This window comes from Mangrovimonas sp. YM274 (genome assembly GCF_030908385.1).
Taxonomy (GTDB): Bacteria; Bacteroidota; Bacteroidia; order Flavobacteriales; family Flavobacteriaceae; genus Mangrovimonas_A.
In genome coordinates this window covers 3,601,344-3,621,189 of record NZ_CP133091.1, presented here as the reverse complement: position 1 = coordinate 3,621,189, position 19,846 = coordinate 3,601,344, and the positions used below count along the sequence as shown (strand labels likewise).

Annotated in this window: 15 protein-coding genes; 6 read left to right on the top strand and 9 right to left on the bottom strand. The window is 39.8% G+C overall.

Annotation, left to right across the window (positions count from 1 at the left end; translation table 11 throughout):
• Position 1 precedes the first annotated feature (1 nt).
• On the top strand, positions 2-865 hold the full coding sequence (locus RBH95_RS15865; protein WP_307900541.1) for an N-acetylglucosamine kinase: 864 nt from the start codon (positions 2-4) through the stop codon (positions 863-865).
• On the opposite strand, the gene RBH95_RS15860 is transcribed toward RBH95_RS15865, so the two are convergent.
• The 3 genes from RBH95_RS15860 to RBH95_RS15850 are packed head-to-tail and all read right to left on the bottom strand — an operon-like array spanning position 858 to position 3,411.
• A complete protein-coding gene (locus RBH95_RS15860; RefSeq protein ID WP_307900540.1) occupies positions 858-1,445 on the bottom strand; it encodes a YceI family protein in 588 nt (195 codons plus the stop codon). The genes RBH95_RS15865 and RBH95_RS15860 overlap by 8 nt on opposite strands.
• 43 nt (positions 1,446-1,488) lie before the next feature.
• Positions 1,489-2,781: a hypothetical protein gene (locus tag RBH95_RS15855; protein ID WP_307900539.1), complete on the bottom strand. Its 1,293-nt coding sequence runs from the start codon at positions 2,779-2,781 to the stop codon at positions 1,489-1,491.
• A gap of 36 nt (positions 2,782-2,817) precedes the next feature.
• Positions 2,818-3,411, bottom strand: a complete 594-nt coding sequence (locus tag RBH95_RS15850; RefSeq protein ID WP_307900538.1) for a YceI family protein — start codon at positions 3,409-3,411, stop codon at positions 2,818-2,820.
• A 175-nt stretch (positions 3,412-3,586) separates the two neighbouring features.
• Between RBH95_RS15850 and RBH95_RS15845 the strand changes: the two genes are divergently transcribed.
• Genes RBH95_RS15845 through RBH95_RS15835 form a run of 3 tightly spaced genes read left to right on the top strand, consistent with a single transcriptional unit; the run spans position 3,587 to position 7,052 of the window.
• A complete protein-coding gene (locus tag RBH95_RS15845; protein ID WP_307900537.1) occupies positions 3,587-4,687 on the top strand; it encodes an SGNH/GDSL hydrolase family protein in 1,101 nt (366 codons plus the stop codon).
• A gap of 6 nt (positions 4,688-4,693) precedes the next feature.
• The gene (gene mgrA / locus RBH95_RS15840) at positions 4,694-5,692 is read left to right on the top strand and encodes an L-glyceraldehyde 3-phosphate reductase (RefSeq protein WP_307900536.1); all 999 of its coding nucleotides are present in this window, start codon (positions 4,694-4,696) and stop codon (positions 5,690-5,692) included.
• The gene (locus tag RBH95_RS15835; protein ID WP_307900535.1) at positions 5,685-7,052 is read left to right on the top strand and encodes a sialate O-acetylesterase; all 1,368 of its coding nucleotides are present in this window, start codon (positions 5,685-5,687) and stop codon (positions 7,050-7,052) included. Before mgrA ends, RBH95_RS15835 begins: the two co-directional genes overlap by 8 nt.
• Positions 7,053-7,088: 36 nt before the next feature.
• Here RBH95_RS15835 and RBH95_RS15830 read toward each other — a convergent pair whose 3' ends face one another.
• Genes RBH95_RS15830 through RBH95_RS15805 form a run of 6 tightly spaced genes read right to left on the bottom strand, consistent with a single transcriptional unit; the run spans position 7,089 to position 15,343 of the window.
• Positions 7,089-8,432 carry a beta-mannanase gene (locus RBH95_RS15830; protein ID WP_307900534.1) on the bottom strand — a complete coding sequence of 448 codons (1,344 nt, stop codon included), beginning with the start codon at positions 8,430-8,432 and terminating at the stop codon, positions 7,089-7,091.
• Positions 8,433-8,442: 10 nt separating this feature from the next.
• The gene (locus RBH95_RS15825; RefSeq protein WP_307900533.1) at positions 8,443-9,990 is read right to left on the bottom strand and encodes a glycosyl hydrolase; all 1,548 of its coding nucleotides are present in this window, start codon (positions 9,988-9,990) and stop codon (positions 8,443-8,445) included.
• 4 nt (positions 9,991-9,994) lie between these two features.
• Positions 9,995-11,182 carry an AGE family epimerase/isomerase gene (locus tag RBH95_RS15820; protein WP_307900532.1) on the bottom strand — a complete coding sequence of 396 codons (1,188 nt, stop codon included), beginning with the start codon at positions 11,180-11,182 and terminating at the stop codon, positions 9,995-9,997.
• Positions 11,182-12,369 carry a glycosidase gene (locus tag RBH95_RS15815; RefSeq protein WP_374047797.1) on the bottom strand — a complete coding sequence of 396 codons (1,188 nt, stop codon included), beginning with the start codon at positions 12,367-12,369 and terminating at the stop codon, positions 11,182-11,184. Before RBH95_RS15815 ends, RBH95_RS15820 begins: the two co-directional genes overlap by 1 nt.
• A 1-nt stretch (position 12,370) precedes the next feature.
• Positions 12,371-14,209 (bottom strand): sodium:solute symporter family protein, encoded by a 1,839-nt coding sequence (locus tag RBH95_RS15810; protein WP_307900531.1) that lies wholly within the window; start codon positions 14,207-14,209, stop codon positions 12,371-12,373.
• 3 nt (positions 14,210-14,212) lie between these two features.
• Positions 14,213-15,343 carry a glycoside hydrolase family 26 protein gene (locus tag RBH95_RS15805; RefSeq protein WP_307900530.1) on the bottom strand — a complete coding sequence of 377 codons (1,131 nt, stop codon included), beginning with the start codon at positions 15,341-15,343 and terminating at the stop codon, positions 14,213-14,215.
• A gap of 158 nt (positions 15,344-15,501) precedes the next feature.
• Here RBH95_RS15805 and RBH95_RS15800 point away from each other — a divergent pair, with 158 nt between their 5' ends.
• Together RBH95_RS15800 and RBH95_RS15795 are read left to right on the top strand one after the other, a co-directional pair.
• Entirely contained in the window at positions 15,502-16,380 is an 879-nt protein-coding gene (locus RBH95_RS15800) for an AraC family transcriptional regulator (RefSeq protein ID WP_307900529.1), read from the top strand.
• 354 nt (positions 16,381-16,734) lie between these two features.
• The gene (locus tag RBH95_RS15795) at positions 16,735-19,836 is read left to right on the top strand and encodes a TonB-dependent receptor (protein WP_307900528.1); all 3,102 of its coding nucleotides are present in this window, start codon (positions 16,735-16,737) and stop codon (positions 19,834-19,836) included.
• Positions 19,837-19,846: the final 10 nt, after the last annotated feature.

Genomic DNA, 19,846 nt, shown 5'->3' with positions numbered 1-19,846 from the left:
CATGGTCGTTATTGCAGACAGTGGTTCTTCTAAATGTGATTGGGTATTTTATGAAATTGGCTGTAAGCCCATCAAGATTAGAACCCGGGGATTAAACCCATCTATATCCAACAAAAATGCCTTGTTGGATATTTTAAAGAAAACTCATGAGGTTTTGTTGTATGGGGAAAAGGTGCGTCAAGTTTATTTTTATGGAGCCGGATGCAATACGGTTGAGAGCAAAAATATGATGAAAGATGTTTTGGTGGCAGTGTTCCCTAATGCTGTTTTTGATGTGGAAGAAGATGTCATGGCGGCTGTAAAAGCTACTGTGAACGGCAAACCGGGAGTTGTGTGCATTTTGGGGACGGGCTCTAATGCGTGTTATTTTGATGGTACTGAAATTATAACCAAAGTGCCTTCGTTGGGATATGTTTTGATGGATGAAGGCAGCGGTAATTATTTTGGTAGGGAGCTATTAAAACATTATTACTATCAACGAATGCCGGAAGATTTGAGAATGGCATTTTCGAAGCAATTTTCTCTGGAGGAGAAGGATGTGCTCCATAGGTTGTATAAGTGTGATGCGCCTAACAAATACTTAGCGCAATTTGCTCCATTTTTAGTAGAACATAAGTCGCATGAGTTTGCACGAGAGTTATTGGTTCACGGCTTTTCAGCGTTTATTGATAACCAATTGATTCAATATTCGGAAGAACTGAAAACTAATCGGCTTTACTTTGTAGGCTCGATAGCGTTCTATGCACAAGATATTCTACAGGAAGTTCTTTCTGGATATGGTTTTAAGGCCCAGGGCGTTGTAAAATGTCCTATGGATAATTTGGTTCAAGCGATGTTAAGCGGCAATTCAGTGCAACTTAAATAGTGTCGATATGCAAATTGAAATTGATGGTGATAACATCATCAACTTTAATTAATCCCATAAGTTTTTTAGGGTTTTCCAAGTCGAAGTCGCGAATATTCAATTGCAATTTTCCTGAAATGGATAAGTCGTCTTTTCCGTCGTAGGTTACAGGAACGGTGTATTCCTTAGTTTTGCCTGCAATTTTAAAGTCTACTTTAGCTTCTACCAGCTTTTTATCGGATGCAGAAGGAATGACTTCTTTTAAGATTAAATAAATATCTGGATAGGTTTCTGCTTTGATTAAATCCTGGAAATCCTTGTTGATGAGTTTTTTTCCACAGTCAAAAAGATAAGTGTTCAGCTTAAGGTTTGCTTTTTTGAAAAGGATATTATCTCCCTTTTTTCTGAACTCAACTGGGATGGCTTCTTCTAAGGTTTTTGAGTCGAAGCCACAATTAAATTTATTGATGTTTGTGTTACCTACGATAGTAAGTTTGCTATCTGGGTGTATTTTTACATTGATTTTGTAATTTCCGGTTGAGGACGATACACAGAGTAAAATGCATAAAAAAACTAGCGTAGGTAATACAAACTTTTTCATTAATAGTATTCACTTTAAATAATAGACTTAAGGTGTTTCTACTTTAGAAACTTATGACGGCCTCTACCATGACGCCATCAAATTTACCATCTTCAAGTCTTCCAGTGGCCCCGTCATAGTTTTGGGTCACATATTCTACTTTCGTTAAAATATTTTTAGTCATAAACCAACCCGCAGCGGCCTGAAATCTTTCAACGGTAATATCATCGGTGCCGTCGTATTCTGAATTTACGACGTTATATCGACCACCAAGATAAAAATTTTCTTTGTGACCAAAGCGATAAATTAATTCGGCGGCGTATTGCTGGGTCTTTCCGTCCTTTCTTGGAGTTACTACAACAACATCATCTACAATACTTGTGGTGGCGTTGGTGGATCCCGAAGCACTTTCAATAGTTCCGAACAATTCCAATCCCCCAAATTTAATAAAAGGATTGAACATAATGGCTGTGATACTGTTTCTAAAACTAGGCGAAAAGCGTCCGGACCTAAATGCGCTGGACCCGGGAGCCTCCAAGATACTGTAATATCTTGAACCAGCACGGTCTGCAGAATATAGATAAAGACTTGGTACATACCCAGTGTTGTAAAGGGAGCCTGTTAGCCTTATTCGGATACGTTCTGTTATTTGACTGTCATATCCTAATTTTGCCAAAAAGGAAAGGCCTCCGGTTTTTCCGTTGGAGCCTTCCACTACCGATTGGTTAAGCTTTCCATTGGCAACGCCTATCATTCCTAAAAAGCCATTTCTTTGGTGGTACACTTCGGCCCCAACTTCTGTCGTAAAGGAATCCATGATTAAGTTTCCAACAAACGGATTGTAAATGGCTTGGGCATTGTCTGTCCTTCTAAAATGCGCATCCCCGTAGTTGTTTTCCATATGACCAATTCTAATAGTGGTATATTTCATAAAACCGTCCATAAGGCCATCACTAATGAAGTTTAAGTTGTCAATTTGAAAGTATCCACCTTTTACGTAAGGTTCTGGATGGTGGCGAGACGATAAATAGGTTCTTAAGTGCATTCTTACTCCAGGTGCTAAAGCCACGTCTAAGTCGAGGTTGGCGGTTGCTAAATTGAAGTTGTAGCCTATAGATTCCAATTCCGCTGCTCCGGAATTTTCATGGTCCAAGGCTTGAAATTGCAAAGCAAAGGAACCTCCAACGCGTACTTTTATACCGTCAAAAGTTAAAATGCTGTCCTTTGGATCTTCAAATACGTTGATCCCTGATTGGTCTGGGTACCTAAAGTTGTCTAAATGTCGTTTTTGGGCATGTAAAGAAATACTGCCCAATAGCATAATAGCTATTCCTAAGCATTTAATGGTTGCTTTCATAGTGTTTAAAATTAGTGGTTGAAAAATGGATGGAAATTATTGGCTTAGAACAGAATTGAACTTAATGGTTACTTCATCTCCTGTTTTAACGGTGCCAAAAACCGCTGTGGGAGGGTCAATTTTAAACGTGGACATTTTAAAGGATTTTGCCCCGTTAAGTTTTACCGTGTTGCCACTTATTTCCATAGTGAAGTCCAAATCGGTTGAGTTGGTCACCCCGGCTATACTTAAATCTCCCGTAGAGCTAACTTTGAATTTGCCATCGCTCACTTTTGAAATGCTTTTTACTTTGGTGAGTTTAAAACTGATGGTTTTGTGCGATTTGGTTTTTAAAGCCGTGTAGGTGTTTTTGTCCATAGCAGATTTACCGCTTTTTAAACTTTCGGCTTCAATTTCAATTGCAAGGGAACTAATCGAAGGTTCCGAGCCTGAATTGTTAATAACAATGCTGCCTTTCTGCTTTTCGGCAACTTCTTCCCAATCATGTAAACTTGAAGTTCCTTCCACAGTCAATTTTGAAGAAGAATTGTTTAACGTAAATGTTTGGGCTGATGCATTAAAAGAAGCACAACAAAGGAAAAGTCCCAAGACAATGCTTAAAATGCTGCTTGTAAAAGTAATTTTTTTCATAACTGATGGATTAAAAGTGTTCTAAAGATAGTAAATATATTGAATACTAAGTATTTACATGTTTTCAAATTGTTATGAGATGTTTTTGAAAGGTTATCAATATTTTAGGCTTTTGAAGATATATAGGAAGGAAAACTTTAACCTTTTGATTAGCTTTATAGTCTAAAAAAGTTACATGAAACTAAAATATATTTTGGGGCTGTTAGGGCTCATGTTTGTGAGTTGTAAACCCGAACAAAATACGGAGAAGAAATTTATGCCTTCCAATGCTCGATTTGAATATAAGGGCCGGGTAGCCATGCATGATAATGGGGACAGAGCCTTGGTAGGATCGGCGTCTTCAGTGGCTTTTGGAGTAAAGGGAGATTCGGTGACGGTGTATTTGAAGTCTCAATTTAGGCCGCGAAATTATGTGGTGATTACTATTGATGGGGAATATCAAGAAAGGTATACTATTAAAGGCGATAGTGTTAACAAAATGGTGCTTAAATTAGATGGAAAAGAAAGCCATTACATAGAAATTTTTAAAGCCACCGAAGCGGCCAGTGGTGAAGTGATATTTAAAGGAATCGAAGCCGAAGCATTGCTTCCTATTGAAAATAAAGCATCCTTATCCATTGAGTTTATTGGAGATTCTATTACCTGTGGCGCGTTAGCCGATAATAGTGGCATTCCTTGTCATGAAGGAGAATATATCGATCAACATAATGCCTATTTGGCTTATGGGCCAAGAGTGGCAAGAGCTTTGAATGCTGATTTTGTGCTAAGTTCGGTGTCTGGTATGGGAATGTACCGTAATTGGAATGATGAAAATATAGACGAGCCTATTATGCCGCAGGTCTATGAAAATTTATATCTCAATAGAGATGCTTCAAAACCCTATGATTTTTCGTTTCAACCAGACTTGGTAAGCATTTGTTTGGGCACGAACGATATGTCCAGTGGAGATGGCGTGAAAGAGCGTTTGCCATTTAATGCAGAAAAGTTTACGGACAATTACATTAACTTCGTGAAAATGATTTACGGTCATTATCCCAATACAAAAATTGCATTGCTCAATAGCCCGATGATTCAGGGAGAAAACAATGAGGTTTTGGTCAATTGTCTTGAAAAAGTGCAATCTTATTTCAAGGAAAATATGCAAAAGGAGATTGCTGTTTTTCAGTTCGACACCTTGTATGTTAATGGCTGTAACTACCACCCAAGTGTTGAAGAAAATGAAATCATGGCACAACAGTTAGTGCCGTTCTATCAAGAAATTCTGAATAAAAACTAAAAGATTATGTATACGGCTTCCGAAAAACGATATGATACCATGGAGTATCGTAGATGTGGAAACAGTGGTTTGTTGTTGCCTGAATTGTCACTGGGCTTGTGGCATAATTTTGGGCATGTGGACCAATTTGACAAGGGAAAGCAAATTTTGCACACAGCTTTCGATAAAGGGATTACCCATTTTGATTTGGCCAACAACTATGGTCCACCTCCAGGATCTGCCGAGGAGAACTTTGGGAAAATCATGAAGAAAAGCTTCGCTTCCTACAGAGATGAAATGGTTATTTCTACCAAGGCAGGCTATTTAATGTGGCCGGGGCCTTATGGAGAATGGGGATCCAAAAAGTATTTGGTGGCTAGTTTAGATCAAAGCTTAAAGCGAATGGGCTTGGAGTACGTGGACATTTTTTATAGTCACAGGCCAGATCCAAACACGCCTTTAGAGGAGACTATGAAGGCTTTGGATTTAATCGTACGGCAAGGAAAGGCCTTGTATGTGGGAATCTCTTCTTACAGTGCTGAGGATACCAAAAAAGTGGTTGAAATATTGAAGGATTTGGGAACGCCTTGTTTGATTCATCAGCCAAGATATAACATGATGGACCGTTGGGTTGAGGGTGGTTTGTTGGAGGTTTTGAAAGATGAAGGAGTAGGTTGTATTCCTTTTTCTCCTTTGGAACAGGGTATCTTGACTTCTAAATATTTGAAAGGGATTCCTGAGGATTCCAGAGCGGCTAAAAGTACCGGGTTCCTTCAGTTGGATCAGGTTACAGCTGAAAAAGTGTCCAAGGCCCAAAAACTGAGCGCAATTGCTGAAGATAGAGGGCAAAGCTTGGCGCAAATGGCGGTTGCTTGGTTGTTGAAGGATGAGCGGGTGACTTCTGTTTTGGTAGGGGTTAGCAGTGAAAAACAGTTATTGGACAATCTCGGAGCTTTGGAAAATAAAACCTTTTTAACTTCGGAATTGGAAGCGATTGAAACCATTTTAAATGATACAAATGCGTAACTTATTTTTTATTGCGAGTTTTTTGATTGTTCAGGGAATTTGGGCAAATATCAGTTTGCCGGCCATATTTTCAGAGCATATGGTCTTGCAACAAAATGCCAATGTGAAATTTTGGGGTTGGGCGGCGCCAGATGAAGAAGTGGTGATCCAGCCATCGTGGACTTCTGAAATCTATAAGGTAAAAGCCAATGTTCAGGCCCAATGGGAAATGGAGATTCAAACACCTAAGGCTGGAGAAGGTTATTTTATTGTTATTTCAGGATATAATACCATTGAAATTAAAGATGTTTTGATTGGTGAGGTTTGGCTGTGCTCCGGGCAGTCCAATATGGAAATGTCTCCCGCCTGGGGTATTAAAAACAATGATGAGGTAGCTAAGGCCAATGTGCCTAACATACGTTTTTTTAGGGTGACCAAAACAACGTCTATCTACCCTCAAAATAATCTTCCAGGAAGATGGGAGGTGTGCACGCCTGAGACTATGAAAAACAACAGTGCCGTGGCCTATTTCTTTGCGCAACAGCTCCAAAGTAAAATACTAGATACTCCTGTTGGTTTGGTAGTGTCCGCTTGGGGAGGAACGCCTATTGAAGCATGGACTCCAGAAGAAACTATACTTGAAAATCCTGTTTTAAGAGAAGCGGCTCAAAAATTAACACCTGTGCCTTATGGACCAGTGGAGCCTGCACGGATCTTTAATGCTATGATACAGCCTTTGGTAGGCTATCAATTGGCGGGTGCTCTTTGGTATCAAGGAGAAGCCAATGTTGGGGCCGATATCTATGATACGTCTCTAGAAGCGATGATTCAATCTTGGAGAAAATTGTGGAGTGCCGAATTTCCATTTTACTATGTGCAAATAGCGCCTTATAATTATGGGGAGGATATCTATTCGGCAGTGAAAATTAGAAACGCTCAACGCAAGGTTTTGCACCGTGTTTCCAATATCGGAATGGTGGTCATTGATGATGTGTCTACGGTAGATGATATTCACCCTAAGGATAAAAAGTCTGTTGGGGTGAGGTTGGCCAATTTAGCTTTAAACAAGCATTATAATGCAATTGATGTGGTTGCAGAAGGACCTTTGTTTGAAAAAGTAGATTTTGATGGAAAAAGGGCTGTTTTGATTTTTAAAAATAATGATGGTCTCTATCTGTCATCCTCGGAATCTTTGTTTGAAATTGCTGGAGACGATAAAGTGTTTTACAAGGCAAACGTAAAGTTGGTGAATGGAAAAGTGGAATTAAAATCGAAGGAAGTTAAAACGCCAAAATATGTAAGGTTTGGTTGGAACAATTCCTATCAATCCAATTTGTTTAACGGTGCCCAGTTGCCGGCTTCTTGTTTTACTACAGAATAAAAAAAATCCCCGAACATTATTCGGGGATTTTTTTATCTATTTAAGTAGACTGTCATTTGCTTTTTTGATCAATTCTAAAGTTGAAGTGTCTGAGGCAAACACCGAATTCAAACCTTGTGGTTCTTGTGGAGGATCGGCACTAAAGTCGTCGCCATGTTGCCATTTTCCGTTTGAAGGATTGGTTTTGGCGTAGCCTGCAAAGCCCCAAAAGTTCAAGCCGGCCAATACACCTTGTTTCGCTTTGCTGTCCGCAATTCTATTGAAAATGGCATTATAGAAGGTATTTCTATTTTCGATGGAAGCGTCTAGAGAAAGACTTTCTTTTTCTCTTGGAAATCCAAACTCCGACATCACGATTGGTTTTTGTTGTTTTTGGGCAATAGCAATATGTTCATTCATATAGGCATTGGCTTTTTCAATGGATTCTTGTGTGGTTACTTGTTCATTGTTAATATCATACCATCCCCAGTTTTTTGGCCACATATGCATGGTCAAGTAATCGATGTTTGGATTGTCGTGTAATCTCTCATACATTGCAAGATCTTGCAGGTAACTTGCTTTTCCTTCAGCCCCGGTTGAGATGAGGTGTACAGAATCCAAAGATTCCATAAGATCAACAGTTTGTTTGAGCCAGCCAGAAAAAGCTTCCTCATGATCTGGAGTCATTAATACACGAGGTTCGTTGGCAACCTGCCAGGACATAATGGTATTGTCTTCGGTGTATTTCAAACCGGTGTAGGCGTTGGTTCTTCTCATGATGAATTTCACATGCTTGTAAAAAGCTTCTTTACATGGTTCGCAACTGTGGAACTGCTTGGTATAGTTCATATATTGGTCCCAAGTATATTGTTCCAAGAATGGGTTAGGAACTTCGCCGTAACCGTTCCATTTCAAGTATTCGGACATTCCTCCGGACCAAATCCAGTTGTTGTTCAAATATAAAATGGCGTACATGTTGCGTTTGCGCATTTCGGCCATAAGGAAATCAAGGCCGTCCAGCAAATCCTCGTTGTAAACACCTTGTTCAGGCTGCAGGGCAGGATGCACTCTAGAGTCGCCACCATCACCTTCGGCGCCAGCTAAAATTCTAAGGTTATCAATTCCTATAGATTTCATGAGGTCGAGCTCCTTGATCAAGCGCTCTCTGTCGCCACCATTTTTGGCACCAATAAGCGGTCCGTACCAATAATTGGCGCCTACGAAATAGTAGGGTTGGTCGCCTTTGTAAAATTTTGAATCCTTAACCTGAATTAAAGGCACGTCGTTAAGGGCAATTTCGCTAGTGGACTTGTTGTCTTCTGCAACAGTTTGCTCTTTGGCATTCTCTTTACAAGAAAAAGCCATGAGCAATGATAGTAATAGAGTTGGGTAAATTCGCATTGTTTAATGGTTATGGTAATGAATACATGTCTGGAAGTTCGCTTTCCAGCGTAGATTTAGACTTGTCTGTAAATTCTATAAAATCTGCCACGTCCGATTGTCCAGGTACAGGGGTGCAATACGTATTTTCGCTGTTGCTCCAAAACATCATATACGCAACATGGTTGTTGTTTTCGGAAATGGCGTTGTATAGATTTGTAGAATAGAAGTTGGAAATTGGATTGTTTTCTCCAGGGGTTACAAAATAGCCAGTTTCCGTGAGGGCGGCAATTTTTACCTTCTCCTTAGCCAAATCCGAAACGATTTTAAGCTTGTTGTTGGCAGCGGTCACACCACCTTGCCCTTGATTGTTGAAATCGCCATAGTTGTCCATTCCTAAGATGTCAACATAAGCATCGCCAGGATATCTAGACAAATATTCTACGGAAGAATTAAATTGATTATCTGGGGCAAAGGCAAATAAAATGTTGTCCACGTTTAAAGTGTCCTTAAGGTAAGTGACGGTAAACTGCCATGCCGTTTTAAACTCTTGGGCCGTGCAATAGGCTTCTCCCCACCAAAACCAATTGCCGTCAAATTCGTGGAAAGGCCTAAAGATAAATGGGACTTTCTTTCCGTCTGAACCAATCATATTATTGGCCACTTCGGCTACTTTGTTAAGTTTTTCCTTATAATAGTCATGATTTGCGCCTCCGGGAAGGATGCTTTTAAAGGCGTTGTTTTTTTGAAATTCGGTCATTTCACTAGTGTAGAAATGCTCACCTTCGTAAGGCTCTCTTAGGTGCCATGTAAAACCAACAACCATGCCTTTGTTGTAGGCTTCAATGGCGTGTGAAGTTATTTGCTGTTCTTGTTGGTAAAACCAATTTCCAGAGGAGCCATCGTTTTGGTCGTCTGTAATAAACATAAAATCCAATCCAATTAATCCAGGGTCACTTCCTGTAGTTTTCTTGATATCCGAATCTCCAGAATTGTTATTGTAAAAACTGCTAAAAGCGTCTTGTTGTCCAATAATGAATTTGGTTCTGGATAATGTCTTTAGGTTGTAGAACAAGGCTACAGTTTCGGCCGTGGCGTTTGGATTGACCATGTAATTTGGGGTATCCTGTGCCTGTAAAATAAAGTCTTCTGGAATTTCCGAAATGGTGATCGTAGCCGAATTTGGATTGCCGATAATTGCATTGCTGCTCACCTCTATAATTTCAATCTCTACGGTTTCATCGCCTTCGGTTTCGAGATCGTCGATTATGGTTAAAGGAATGGTGAAACTTGTAGTGTTTGCAGGAATGGTTGCCGTGTTGGAAATGGTTTGATAATCTTCTCCGTTGGTGGCGCTTCCGTTGATGCTTAATGTAACCGTGGTGGCGGAACTGGAGGCTCCCGTAAGTGTTAGTTTGAAAGAACTGTTGGTGCCTGGTTCCTCTGCGGTGCTGTTTGTAGCGGCAATACTCACCTTTGGAAGGGTGTCTCCATCTCCATCGGAGTCGCTATCGTTTGAACAATTGAACAGCGTCCAAAAGATAGTGGTTAGCATTGCTAATTTGGCAAGTGTTTTCATGGTGTTATGGTTTTGGACTCAATATGATGCAGGCACGCGATGTGTGGTATGGTGCCTTCCACATGCTGACTTTGTCCTCGTTTTCATAAGGTGTTCCATTGTCATCAACCCTAAAATGCCACTCTCCATTTTTGTGGTCTATCAAATGGGTTTTGGTGAATTCCCAAATAGGCAGGGAAGCTGAAAGATACTTTTGATCTTTGCTTATATGATAGGCATAATTGAGACCAACTAGAGCTTCGACCTGTGGCCACCAGTGACGGTCATGGTCAATATGATTGGTACTTAGGTTCTTCTCATTGATAACTGCGCCTTCTTTGTCAATGCCTTCGGAAAGAAAAGCATCGGCTACTTGAATAGCAATGGCTTCACATTCTTTAATCAGTACGTCATCTCCAAGTGCTTTTGCGGCTTCAATTACCAACCAAGCAGTTTCTATATCGTGCCCATAGGAAATGGTGTTGCTCAAGAGTTTCCACTCTTCATCAAAAAATAAATCGTAATGATTGGTTTTGTTTAAGAAGGTGTCATTGAATAATATTATCAGCTCGTAAAGCGAAGCTCTTAAGTTTGGGTGGTCATAAATTTTTAGTAATGAAGTGTAGGCTTCCAATACATGAAGGTGGGTGTTCATGGTTTTAGCGGCGTTCATGTCTTTTTCGCTCAAGCGCATGTCTTCAATAGGCGTCCAATCTTCATTGAAAGCTTCTAAATAGCCCTTGCGCTCGTTATCCTTGGCGTGGGTTTCCAAAAGCTGAAACAATTCAATAGCCCATTGTTTGGCGGCTTCGTCACTAGTTACTACATAATATTCAGATAACGCATAAATACCAAATGCTTGTGCATATACCTGTTTACGTTTGTTGGTGGGAGCTCCCGTATAATCGAGTTCCCAAAACAAACCTTTATGAATTGTATCCCTAAAATAGTCGTTTAGGTATGTAAAGGCTCTATCGCAAATGTCTTTGTAAGTGTCTGTTTTTAAATGATTGGAGGCTGCTGAAAATGACCATAAAATGCGCGTGTTCAAAATAATTCCTTTGGAAGCCAATGGGACTAACTGATTGAAATGATTTCTTGTTCCAACGAAACCACCAAATTCCATATCGAGCGTATTATCTACCCAATAATTGAGAATGTGTTTCAGTTCAGCAGCAAGCTCCTGTTGTAAATTTTTATATGCCTCAAGCATTATAATGCCTTATTTTTATTGATGAGGTCAATGATGTTTTGCACCGATCCTGCCGAAATAAAGGTGTCTTCGGGAGTGTTGGTGACATAATCGACCAATTTGTCAACGGTAGAAGTGGCAACATGCATTCTGGTATCTGAAGAGGCATAGTAGATATAAACCGTTCCATCCGCATCTTCAATCCAGCCGTTTACAAACAAAACGTTGGAAACGTCTCCTACTCGCTCGTTGCCGATAGGTCCCATAAAATGACCCGCGGGTTGATGCGTTACCTTGGAAATATCATTCAAATCTGTCATGAACATGTACAAGGTATAACGCAGTCCAGCTGCAGTGTTACGAACACCATGAGCCAAGTGTAGCCATCCTTTATCGGTTTTGATTGGGGCTGGCCCCAAACCATTTTTCAATTCGTAAACGGTATGGTATTCTTTATTATTGATGATGGTTTCATTTTCTACCACGGGGTTGTTCATGTCATCAATGAAACCAAGGCCAATGCCTCCGCCGCTTCCAACACTGATGAAACCGTCCTGAGGTCTGGTGTAAAGTGCGTATTTGTCATTTACAAATTCTGGGTGCATTACCACATTGCGCTGTTGTCCTGTATTGGAAATAAGGTCAGGAAGGCGTTCCCAAGTCATTAAATCTTTGGTGCGGACAATTCCTGCATTGGCTACCGCTGCACTTGTATCTCCAGCAGGAGCGTCGGAGTCTTTGCGTTCGGTGCAAAAGATGCCGTAGATCCAGCCGTCCTCATGTTGGGTCAAGCGCATGTCGTAAACATTGGTGTCTGGATTGCCTTCAATTTGAGGAATCACGCAAGGTCGGTCCCAAAACTGAAAGTTATCAATCCCGTTAGCGCTTTCAGCCATGGCAAAAAAGGACTTTCTGTCATTTCCTTCAACCCTTACACATAACACGTATTTGTCCTTCCATTTGATGGCGCCTGCATTAAAAGTGGCATTAAAGCCAATGCGTTCCAAAGCATTTGGATTGGTAGTTTCGTTTAAGTCGAATCGCCAATGTAACGGCACATGGGCAGCTGTTACAATGGGATTTTTATAGCGATTATATATACCGTTATGGCTGAAAATTGGCTCGTTTTTTTGAGCGATCAATGCGTCAAATTCTTCCTTAACTTTTTGAAGTTTGGAGCCAACAGGGTAAACATCGTTTTGCATCATCTTAGTCTAATTTTTCTTCTAAATTATTCCACCAATATTTTTTCAATAGGAACACACAAACAATTAAAATGGCTATTGAAATGTATATTGGTAATGTCTGTCTGAAAATGAGGTACATTGGAAGGATTACCAAAACCGTTTGGGCAATGGTGCCAATAAGCACATTGAACATGTCTCTTCCAAAGTCTGTATTTTTTTTGAATCCAGGAGTTTCTGCTTCCAGTTTATCGTGAATTGGTTTCCAGAATCCCCAAGGACGCACGTTTTTGTAAAAAGTTTTTAATACCTCCTCGTCGGTTGGAGGTGCGGTGTAGGTACCTATAACGCAACCTATCAAAGAAATGATTAATAGGATTGGGAATAGGTAAAGGCCTAAAACATTAGGGAACAGTTCAGGAATGATGGCGGCCGATAGCAAACCTGCAGCCATTCCCCAGAAAAAGCCTTCTCCGTTAAAGCGCCACCAGTGCCATTTTAGGATGTTGGCACCAACATAACTTCCGTAAAGCACGGAAACAATCCATTGCAGTACCGAGTTGACATCTTTAGCGAAGAAGCCTAAAACAATACTGATTAGGACAACCACTATACCTGTTAGGTAGTTCATGTTCTTGATTTGGTTAGCACTGGCGTTTGGCGCCTTGTATTTTAGGTAGATGTCATTTACCAGGTAGGCTTGAGCAGCATTTAAAGTGCCTGCGAAAGTGGACATGAAAGCAGCGATCAGCCCGGCCAATAGTAATCCAAGAAGTCCTACTGGAACAAATTGCATGATAGCTGTTGGAAGGATCAATTCAAAGTCGATGTTTCCAGCGGCATTTTCCAAGTTTAGTTTTTCGTAGTAGATCAAGGCTAAAGCGGCAAACCCAGCGATCATTAAATAACGGATTGGCATTAAAATAACCGATACAAATCCACTCATTTTAGAAGCTTCGGCAGGTGATTTTGTGGAAAGAATTTTTTGCATGTCGTAGGTTGGGGCAGGCCCAGCAACACTCACTAGCACACCTTTGAAGACCATCATCATAAAGAAAATAGTAAAGAGCCCGAAACCGTCTTCCTTGATTTTTTGGTTAACTTCTGGGATGATATTACTCCAGTCTAAATTAAGTTCCCAACCAAAGAACGGGCTGTCCCATCCTTCTGGAACTGTGAGTCCTTGGGTGCCTACAGCGTGGAATCCTAGATATCCAATAACTAAAGCGGCAATGGTCATGATGGCAAATTGCACCACATCGGCCCAAACAATTCCGGACATTCCTCCCAATAGGGAATAGAATACGGCGAACAGGGTGAAGATGGTTCCGTAGAAATGTGGTACGTATTCTGGGGTGACATTAAATGGCACATAGTTGCTGACCATTTCCCATGGAATGAAAATTTCGATGAATTTTCCTAGGCCTATAAAGCCATAGGCTAGATAGCCTAAACACATGATCAGGGCAAAAATCACGACAATTATATGAGAAAGTTTTGCGCCTTTTTTGAATCCAAAGCGCGTCCCAATCCATTCCGCACCGGTTGTGGCATTGGATCGTCTGAGCCATTTGGAAAGATAGACCATCAAGAATATTTGGTTGAACACGGGCCATAGCCAAGGAATCCACGCACTTTTAATTCCGTACACAAACATGAGGGTTACCAGCCAAATAGTTCCTGAAATGTCGAACATTCCTGAGGCATTGGATAGGCCCAGCATGTACCATGGAATGGATTTTCCTCCCAATAAATAATCGTCTTTACTTTTTTGTGCTCTTTTTCTAAGGTAAAGCCCAATAAATACAATGGTGGCCAAATACAATAGGATGATAATAATATCAACGGTGTGCAATAATTTCATAAGTTAGTTTTTTATGTCCTGCAAAAATAAAGTTTTGGGGAGGGCTTTAAAGGTTTTAAAGTCATTTTCGCTAGGGTGGCCCTTGTAGGGCATATAATGATGGTCGGTTCGGGCGTTCCTCCAAAACAATACCCAGGCAATTCCTGAATTTTCTATAGCAGGGTACAATACTTCGGTAAACCAATTTGGGGTGGATAAGGTTTCTAAACCAGTTTCCGTAAAAGCATAGATTTTTCTTTTTTGGCTGGCAATATCTTTTACGATTTTTAAATCATTCACAACTGATTTTATATAGTCTTCCGAATTTTTAAAGTCGTAAATGTCAATTCCCAATATGTCCACATAATCGTCGCCAGGGTAGTATTTAAGGTAATCGTCTGTAGGGTTGAGTTTGTTTGGGGAATAGGCGTAAAGCAGGTTATGAACTTCGTGCTTGTCTCTTAAAAGTTCTAGAGTTTCTATCCAAAGCGTTTTATAATCTTCAGGGCTACAGTTCCCTTCTCCCCACCAAAACCAAGAGCCGTTCATTTCGTGGAACGGTCTAAAAATAATAGGGACTATTTCGGTTTCAGTCTTAAGTGATTTCATGAAATCGGCTACCCTTGACACCCAAAGTTCATAGGTGTCCCTATGTTTACCTCCTTTAATAATGTCTTTAACGGCAGGTGTTTTATCCCATGAATTCCCTCCAGAAGTGGGATTGTCCAAATGCCAGCTAATTGTAATGATGCCTCCTTTTTTGTAGGCGTCTATGATAAGGTCTCTCATCGATTGAAAAGGAACAGCGTCAAGGTTTCTGTCGTTGCCGAGTTCAAGATGGCCTATGTCAAAACCATAAACAGCGGGGTAATCTCCGCAGACCTCATAGACGTCACTTTTAACTGGTGCTGTATTGTGTTCGTAATTCCAACCAATGCCATATGAAGTAGCATCTTGGTGTCCTATTGCAAAGCCATTTTTTGAAATGGTTTTCAATTTATAATAAAGATTTTTTACACTATTTGATACTTTTTTGTCAGAAAGTTGCAATTCTGGAACTTCGTTGTGTTGGGCTTGCGCACAAGCGAAGTTGAGAGCTAAAAATAGAATTGCAAATTTCTCTATGAATGCATTTTTATTAATGATAATCTGCATTTTTTATGAGTTGATTTAGTTATTTGATATTTTTATGCGGTATAATTGTAAAATATTTATTTTTGTTAAGTAAAAATTACAGTATTCAAAATTAAACATACAGCTAACATATTCATGATATTATTTTATCAATATGTTACAATATAATTGCAAATTAAATGGACATACTCAAAAAGGTGCATCGCGAGATTACGCCCTTATCTCCAGAAGATAGCTTCTTAGTGTTTGACAGAATTAAGAATGATTTTGATTTTCCTATTCACTTCCATCCAGAATACGAGCTCAACTTTATCAGCAATGGTGAGGGGGTGAAACGTGTTGTTGGGGATAGTGTAGAGGTGATTGATGATGTGGAGTTGGTGCTGGTTGGGCCCAATCTGCATCACGGTTGGTTGACTCATGATTGTAAAAGTGAAGCCATTCATGAGGTGACCATTCAGTTTCATGAAAACCTTTTGAACAAGGAGTTGTTGTCCAGAAAAATAATGAAGTCCATTAAGGATATGTTTGAAAGATCCATTCATGGAATCCTGTTTTCCAAAAAGACGGCTGCCGAAATTGGGGAGCGTCTGGGGCAGGTGTCCAAATTGGATGGGATGGACTATTTTTTGGAGTTGGTATCTATTCTTCACGACCTCGCCAACTCCAGAAATCAAAGGCTTTTGTCTACTTATACTGTGAATCGGGACAATTTTGAGAATAGTGATAAAATTAAAATTGTGTATGAGTTTGTGCAGGACAATTTTGAAAAGAAAATATCTCTTTCTGAAGTAGCAGAATTGGTGAATATGAGCAATGTGTCCTTTAACCGTTTTATGAAAAAGAGAACTGGAAAAACCTTTGTAGATTATGTGAATGATGTTAGGATTGGTTATGCCTCGATGTGGCTTTTGGAGAAGGATATGAGTATTTCCGAAATCGCATTTAATTCCGGGTTTAACAACATTGCTAATTTCAATAGAGTATTTAAAAAACTTAAAAATTGTACGCCTACTCAGTATAAGAACGAATTTTCTGGCATCAAAAGAATCCTCTAAGCGTTGGTTGGTGTTTAGTGTGGTGCAGTATTAAGTGTATTTGATTTTTTGAATTTAAAGTGAAGTGTAAGCTTTTGTGGGAGAGTATTTTGTGTGCTTTTGGAGTGTTTCGGCTTATTTATTTTAGCTGTAAGTGAAATATTATACAGGTAAATGACAAAATAATATTAACAGTAGCTTAACATTTGCTTTAAATTTGGATATAGCAAAAAAGGTATTAATTAATTGTATTAATATCAATTATAAGGCAGTTAAAATCAAAATTACTTAAATATACTGTACTAACACTTTAACAACATGCGAAAATTTAATCTGAAAAACATTTATAGGTGTACAAAATATTGTTACGCCTTTTTGTTCTTTTTTCTAGCTGGACAATTTGCCTTTGCGCAGTCACAGGTGACAGGAACGGTCAGCGATGAAAATGGGATGGCCCTCCCGGGCGTGAACATTTTAGAAAAGGGTACAACCAACGGAGCTGTTACAGATTTTGATGGCAACTATGTAATTAATGTCAAGCAAAATGCAACATTAGTATTTAGTTATGTGGGCTTTGTTACCCAAGAAGTGCCTGTGTCGGGACGGACTGCTGTGAACGTAGTTTTAAAAGAAAATTTAGAGAGTCTTGAAGAGGTTGTTGTGATTGGTTATGGATCGCAGTTAAAGGAAGACTTGAGTGGTTCTGTAGCAACTGTAGACACGGAAGCAATTCAAAACATGCCTCAGGTAAGTGTGGATCAATTGATTCAGGGGCGTGCTTCAGGGGTAAACGTTACGCTTAACTCTGGACAGCCTGGTAGTGCAGTGTCTGTAAGGATTCGTGGGGTAAATACCATTTCAGGGTCGGGGGAGCCATTGTATATAATAGATGGAGTGCCTATTTCTGGTGATACCAACAATATTGCAACCAGTGGACGGTCCATAGCTGATAATAATATAGGTCAAGGGGATGGGGCTACAGACGTAAGTCCCTTGGCGGCGCTTAATCCAAATGATATTGAAACGTTGAACGTTTTAAAGGATGCTTCTGCTACAGCTATCTATGGTTCCAGAGGGGCTAATGGGGTAGTAATCATTACCACTAAAAGTGGTAAAAATAAAAAGGGATCGCTTAAGTATAATACATTTATGGCTATCCAACGTCCTACCAACTTTATTGATGTCATGAACTTGCAGCAATATGCAAGATTGCAAAATGAAATAGGGACTATATATGGTTTGAATCTTCAGCCGGAGTTTGCGAATCCAAGTTTGTTGGGTGAAGGTACTAATTGGCAAAGCGCCATTTTTGATGATGCCTTGATGCAAAGTCATGAACTGTCTTTCTCAGGAGGAAACGACAATATGAATTACTTCATATCTGCAGGGTTTTTGGATCAAGAAGGAACCGTAATAGGTTCTGGGTTTGACAGAATCAATATCAGGTCTAATATTTCGGCGAACGTTACCGATAAAATTACGGTTGGGGCTAATCTAACAGCTAGTAGGACTAAAGATCAATTAACATTGAATAATGCGACAAACGGTATTGTTTTCTTATCTTTATTGAACAACCCAGCTACCGCGGTTTATAATCCGGATGGATCTTTTGCTGGTCCAGATGAAGATGATGACTTTAAAAATGAAAACCCAATAGCTAAGGCCTTAAGCCTTAAAAATACCTTGACTCGTAACCGTCTTTTTGGAAATATGTTTGCCGAAGTTCAATTGGGAAATAAAATTACCTATAGGGCTGAGTTTGGAGGGGACTTTGGTTTCAATTTAAGTGACAGATTTCAGCCTACTTTTACTTATGGCGAAATTACTGGAGGGGAGAGTTCGCTGAATGTAAGAAGAGAGAATAACGATTTTTGGATTGTTAAAAACTTAGTTACCTATAATGATCGTTTCAATGATAAACATGATTTAACAGTGCTTTTAGGGCAGGAGGCTCAAGAGTCCAGTTGGGAAGGTGTTATTGGAAGCGATGGGGATTTTGTGAGCAATGATGTACCAATTTTGGGTACCGGTGATGCTAACGATAATAACGAGCAATACAAAGGTAGCGCGGCATTGTCCTCTTTCTTTGGAAGGGTGATTTATTCCTTCGATAGCCGTTATAATATTACCGCTTCTTTAAGGGCGGATGGGTCTTCAAAATTTGCCGATGGTAAAAAATGGGGGTATTTCCCGTCTATTTCTGGGTCTTGGAGATTGTCTAATGAAAGCTTTATGAGTGATTTTGATGCCGTACAGAATATCAAGTTATATGGTGGTTATGGAGAGGTAGGTAATCAGGCCATTCCAAACTTTGCTTATGGCGCAAGATTGAATACTATATCTACGGGTGTGGGAACAGGTTTTGAATTCGCCAATTTTGCTAATGAAGATTTAAAATGGGAATCTTCGCAACAAACCAACTTTGGTTTGGACTTCTCTTTGTTTGATTCTCGTTTTGGGGCAACGGTTGAAGTGTACAACAAAGTATCAAAAGACTTTTTGTATCAATTGGCGGTTACAGATTTTATTACCGGTGGTAATTCACCAGGGGCTATTGGAGCTCCTTGGGTAAATCTGGGGGAAATGCAAAATAAAGGGGTTGATGTTACCTTAACGTATAAAACCATTGGGAGCGGTGATTTTTCATATAATTCTGCTTTAACGTTTTCGAAGTATGAGAACAGAGTCAACGAACTACTGGGGGATTTGACTATTTATGGTACGGTTACCATGAATACTTCCAATCAAATTATAACCATTACCGAGGTAGGTGAACCAATTGGGATGTTTTACGGTTACGAGGTTGAAGGTATGTTTAGAACAGTAGAGGACATGGAAGGTGCTCCTATACAATTTGGGCGTCCTTTTGAAGATGCTTTATTTTCTGCTACTTGGTTAGGGGATTTGAAGTTTAAGGATGTAAATGGTGATGGTGTGATTGATACTAATGATAGAACCGTAATTGGTAACCCACATCCAGACTTTACATTTGGATTCCAAAATTCTTTCAACTATAAAAACTTAGACCTTTCCATTTTCATGCAAGGATCTTATGGAAATGATGTGTTTAATGCAGTGGCAAGACAACTTACGGCAGGAAATGCTACATATACTAATCAAGCACCTTCCGTTTTAGATTATTGGTCTATGGATAATCCAAATGCTAATTCTCCGAGATTGGCAAGAAATGATACCCCAAATATTAATATTTCAGACCGTTATATCGAAGATGGATCGTATTTGAGAATTCAAAACGTAACCCTTGGATATACTTTGCCACATGATGTAACAAGATCTGTAGGTATTAGCCGATTGAGATGTTATGGAATGATCCAAAACCTTTACACCTTCACCAACTATTCGGGATATGATCCGGAAGTTGGGGTGTATAACCAGAATGCGCTGCTTATGGGAGTGGACAACGGACGTTACCCTACCCCAAGGATTTTTACGCTAGGATTTAATTTAGAATTTTAAAAACATCAGC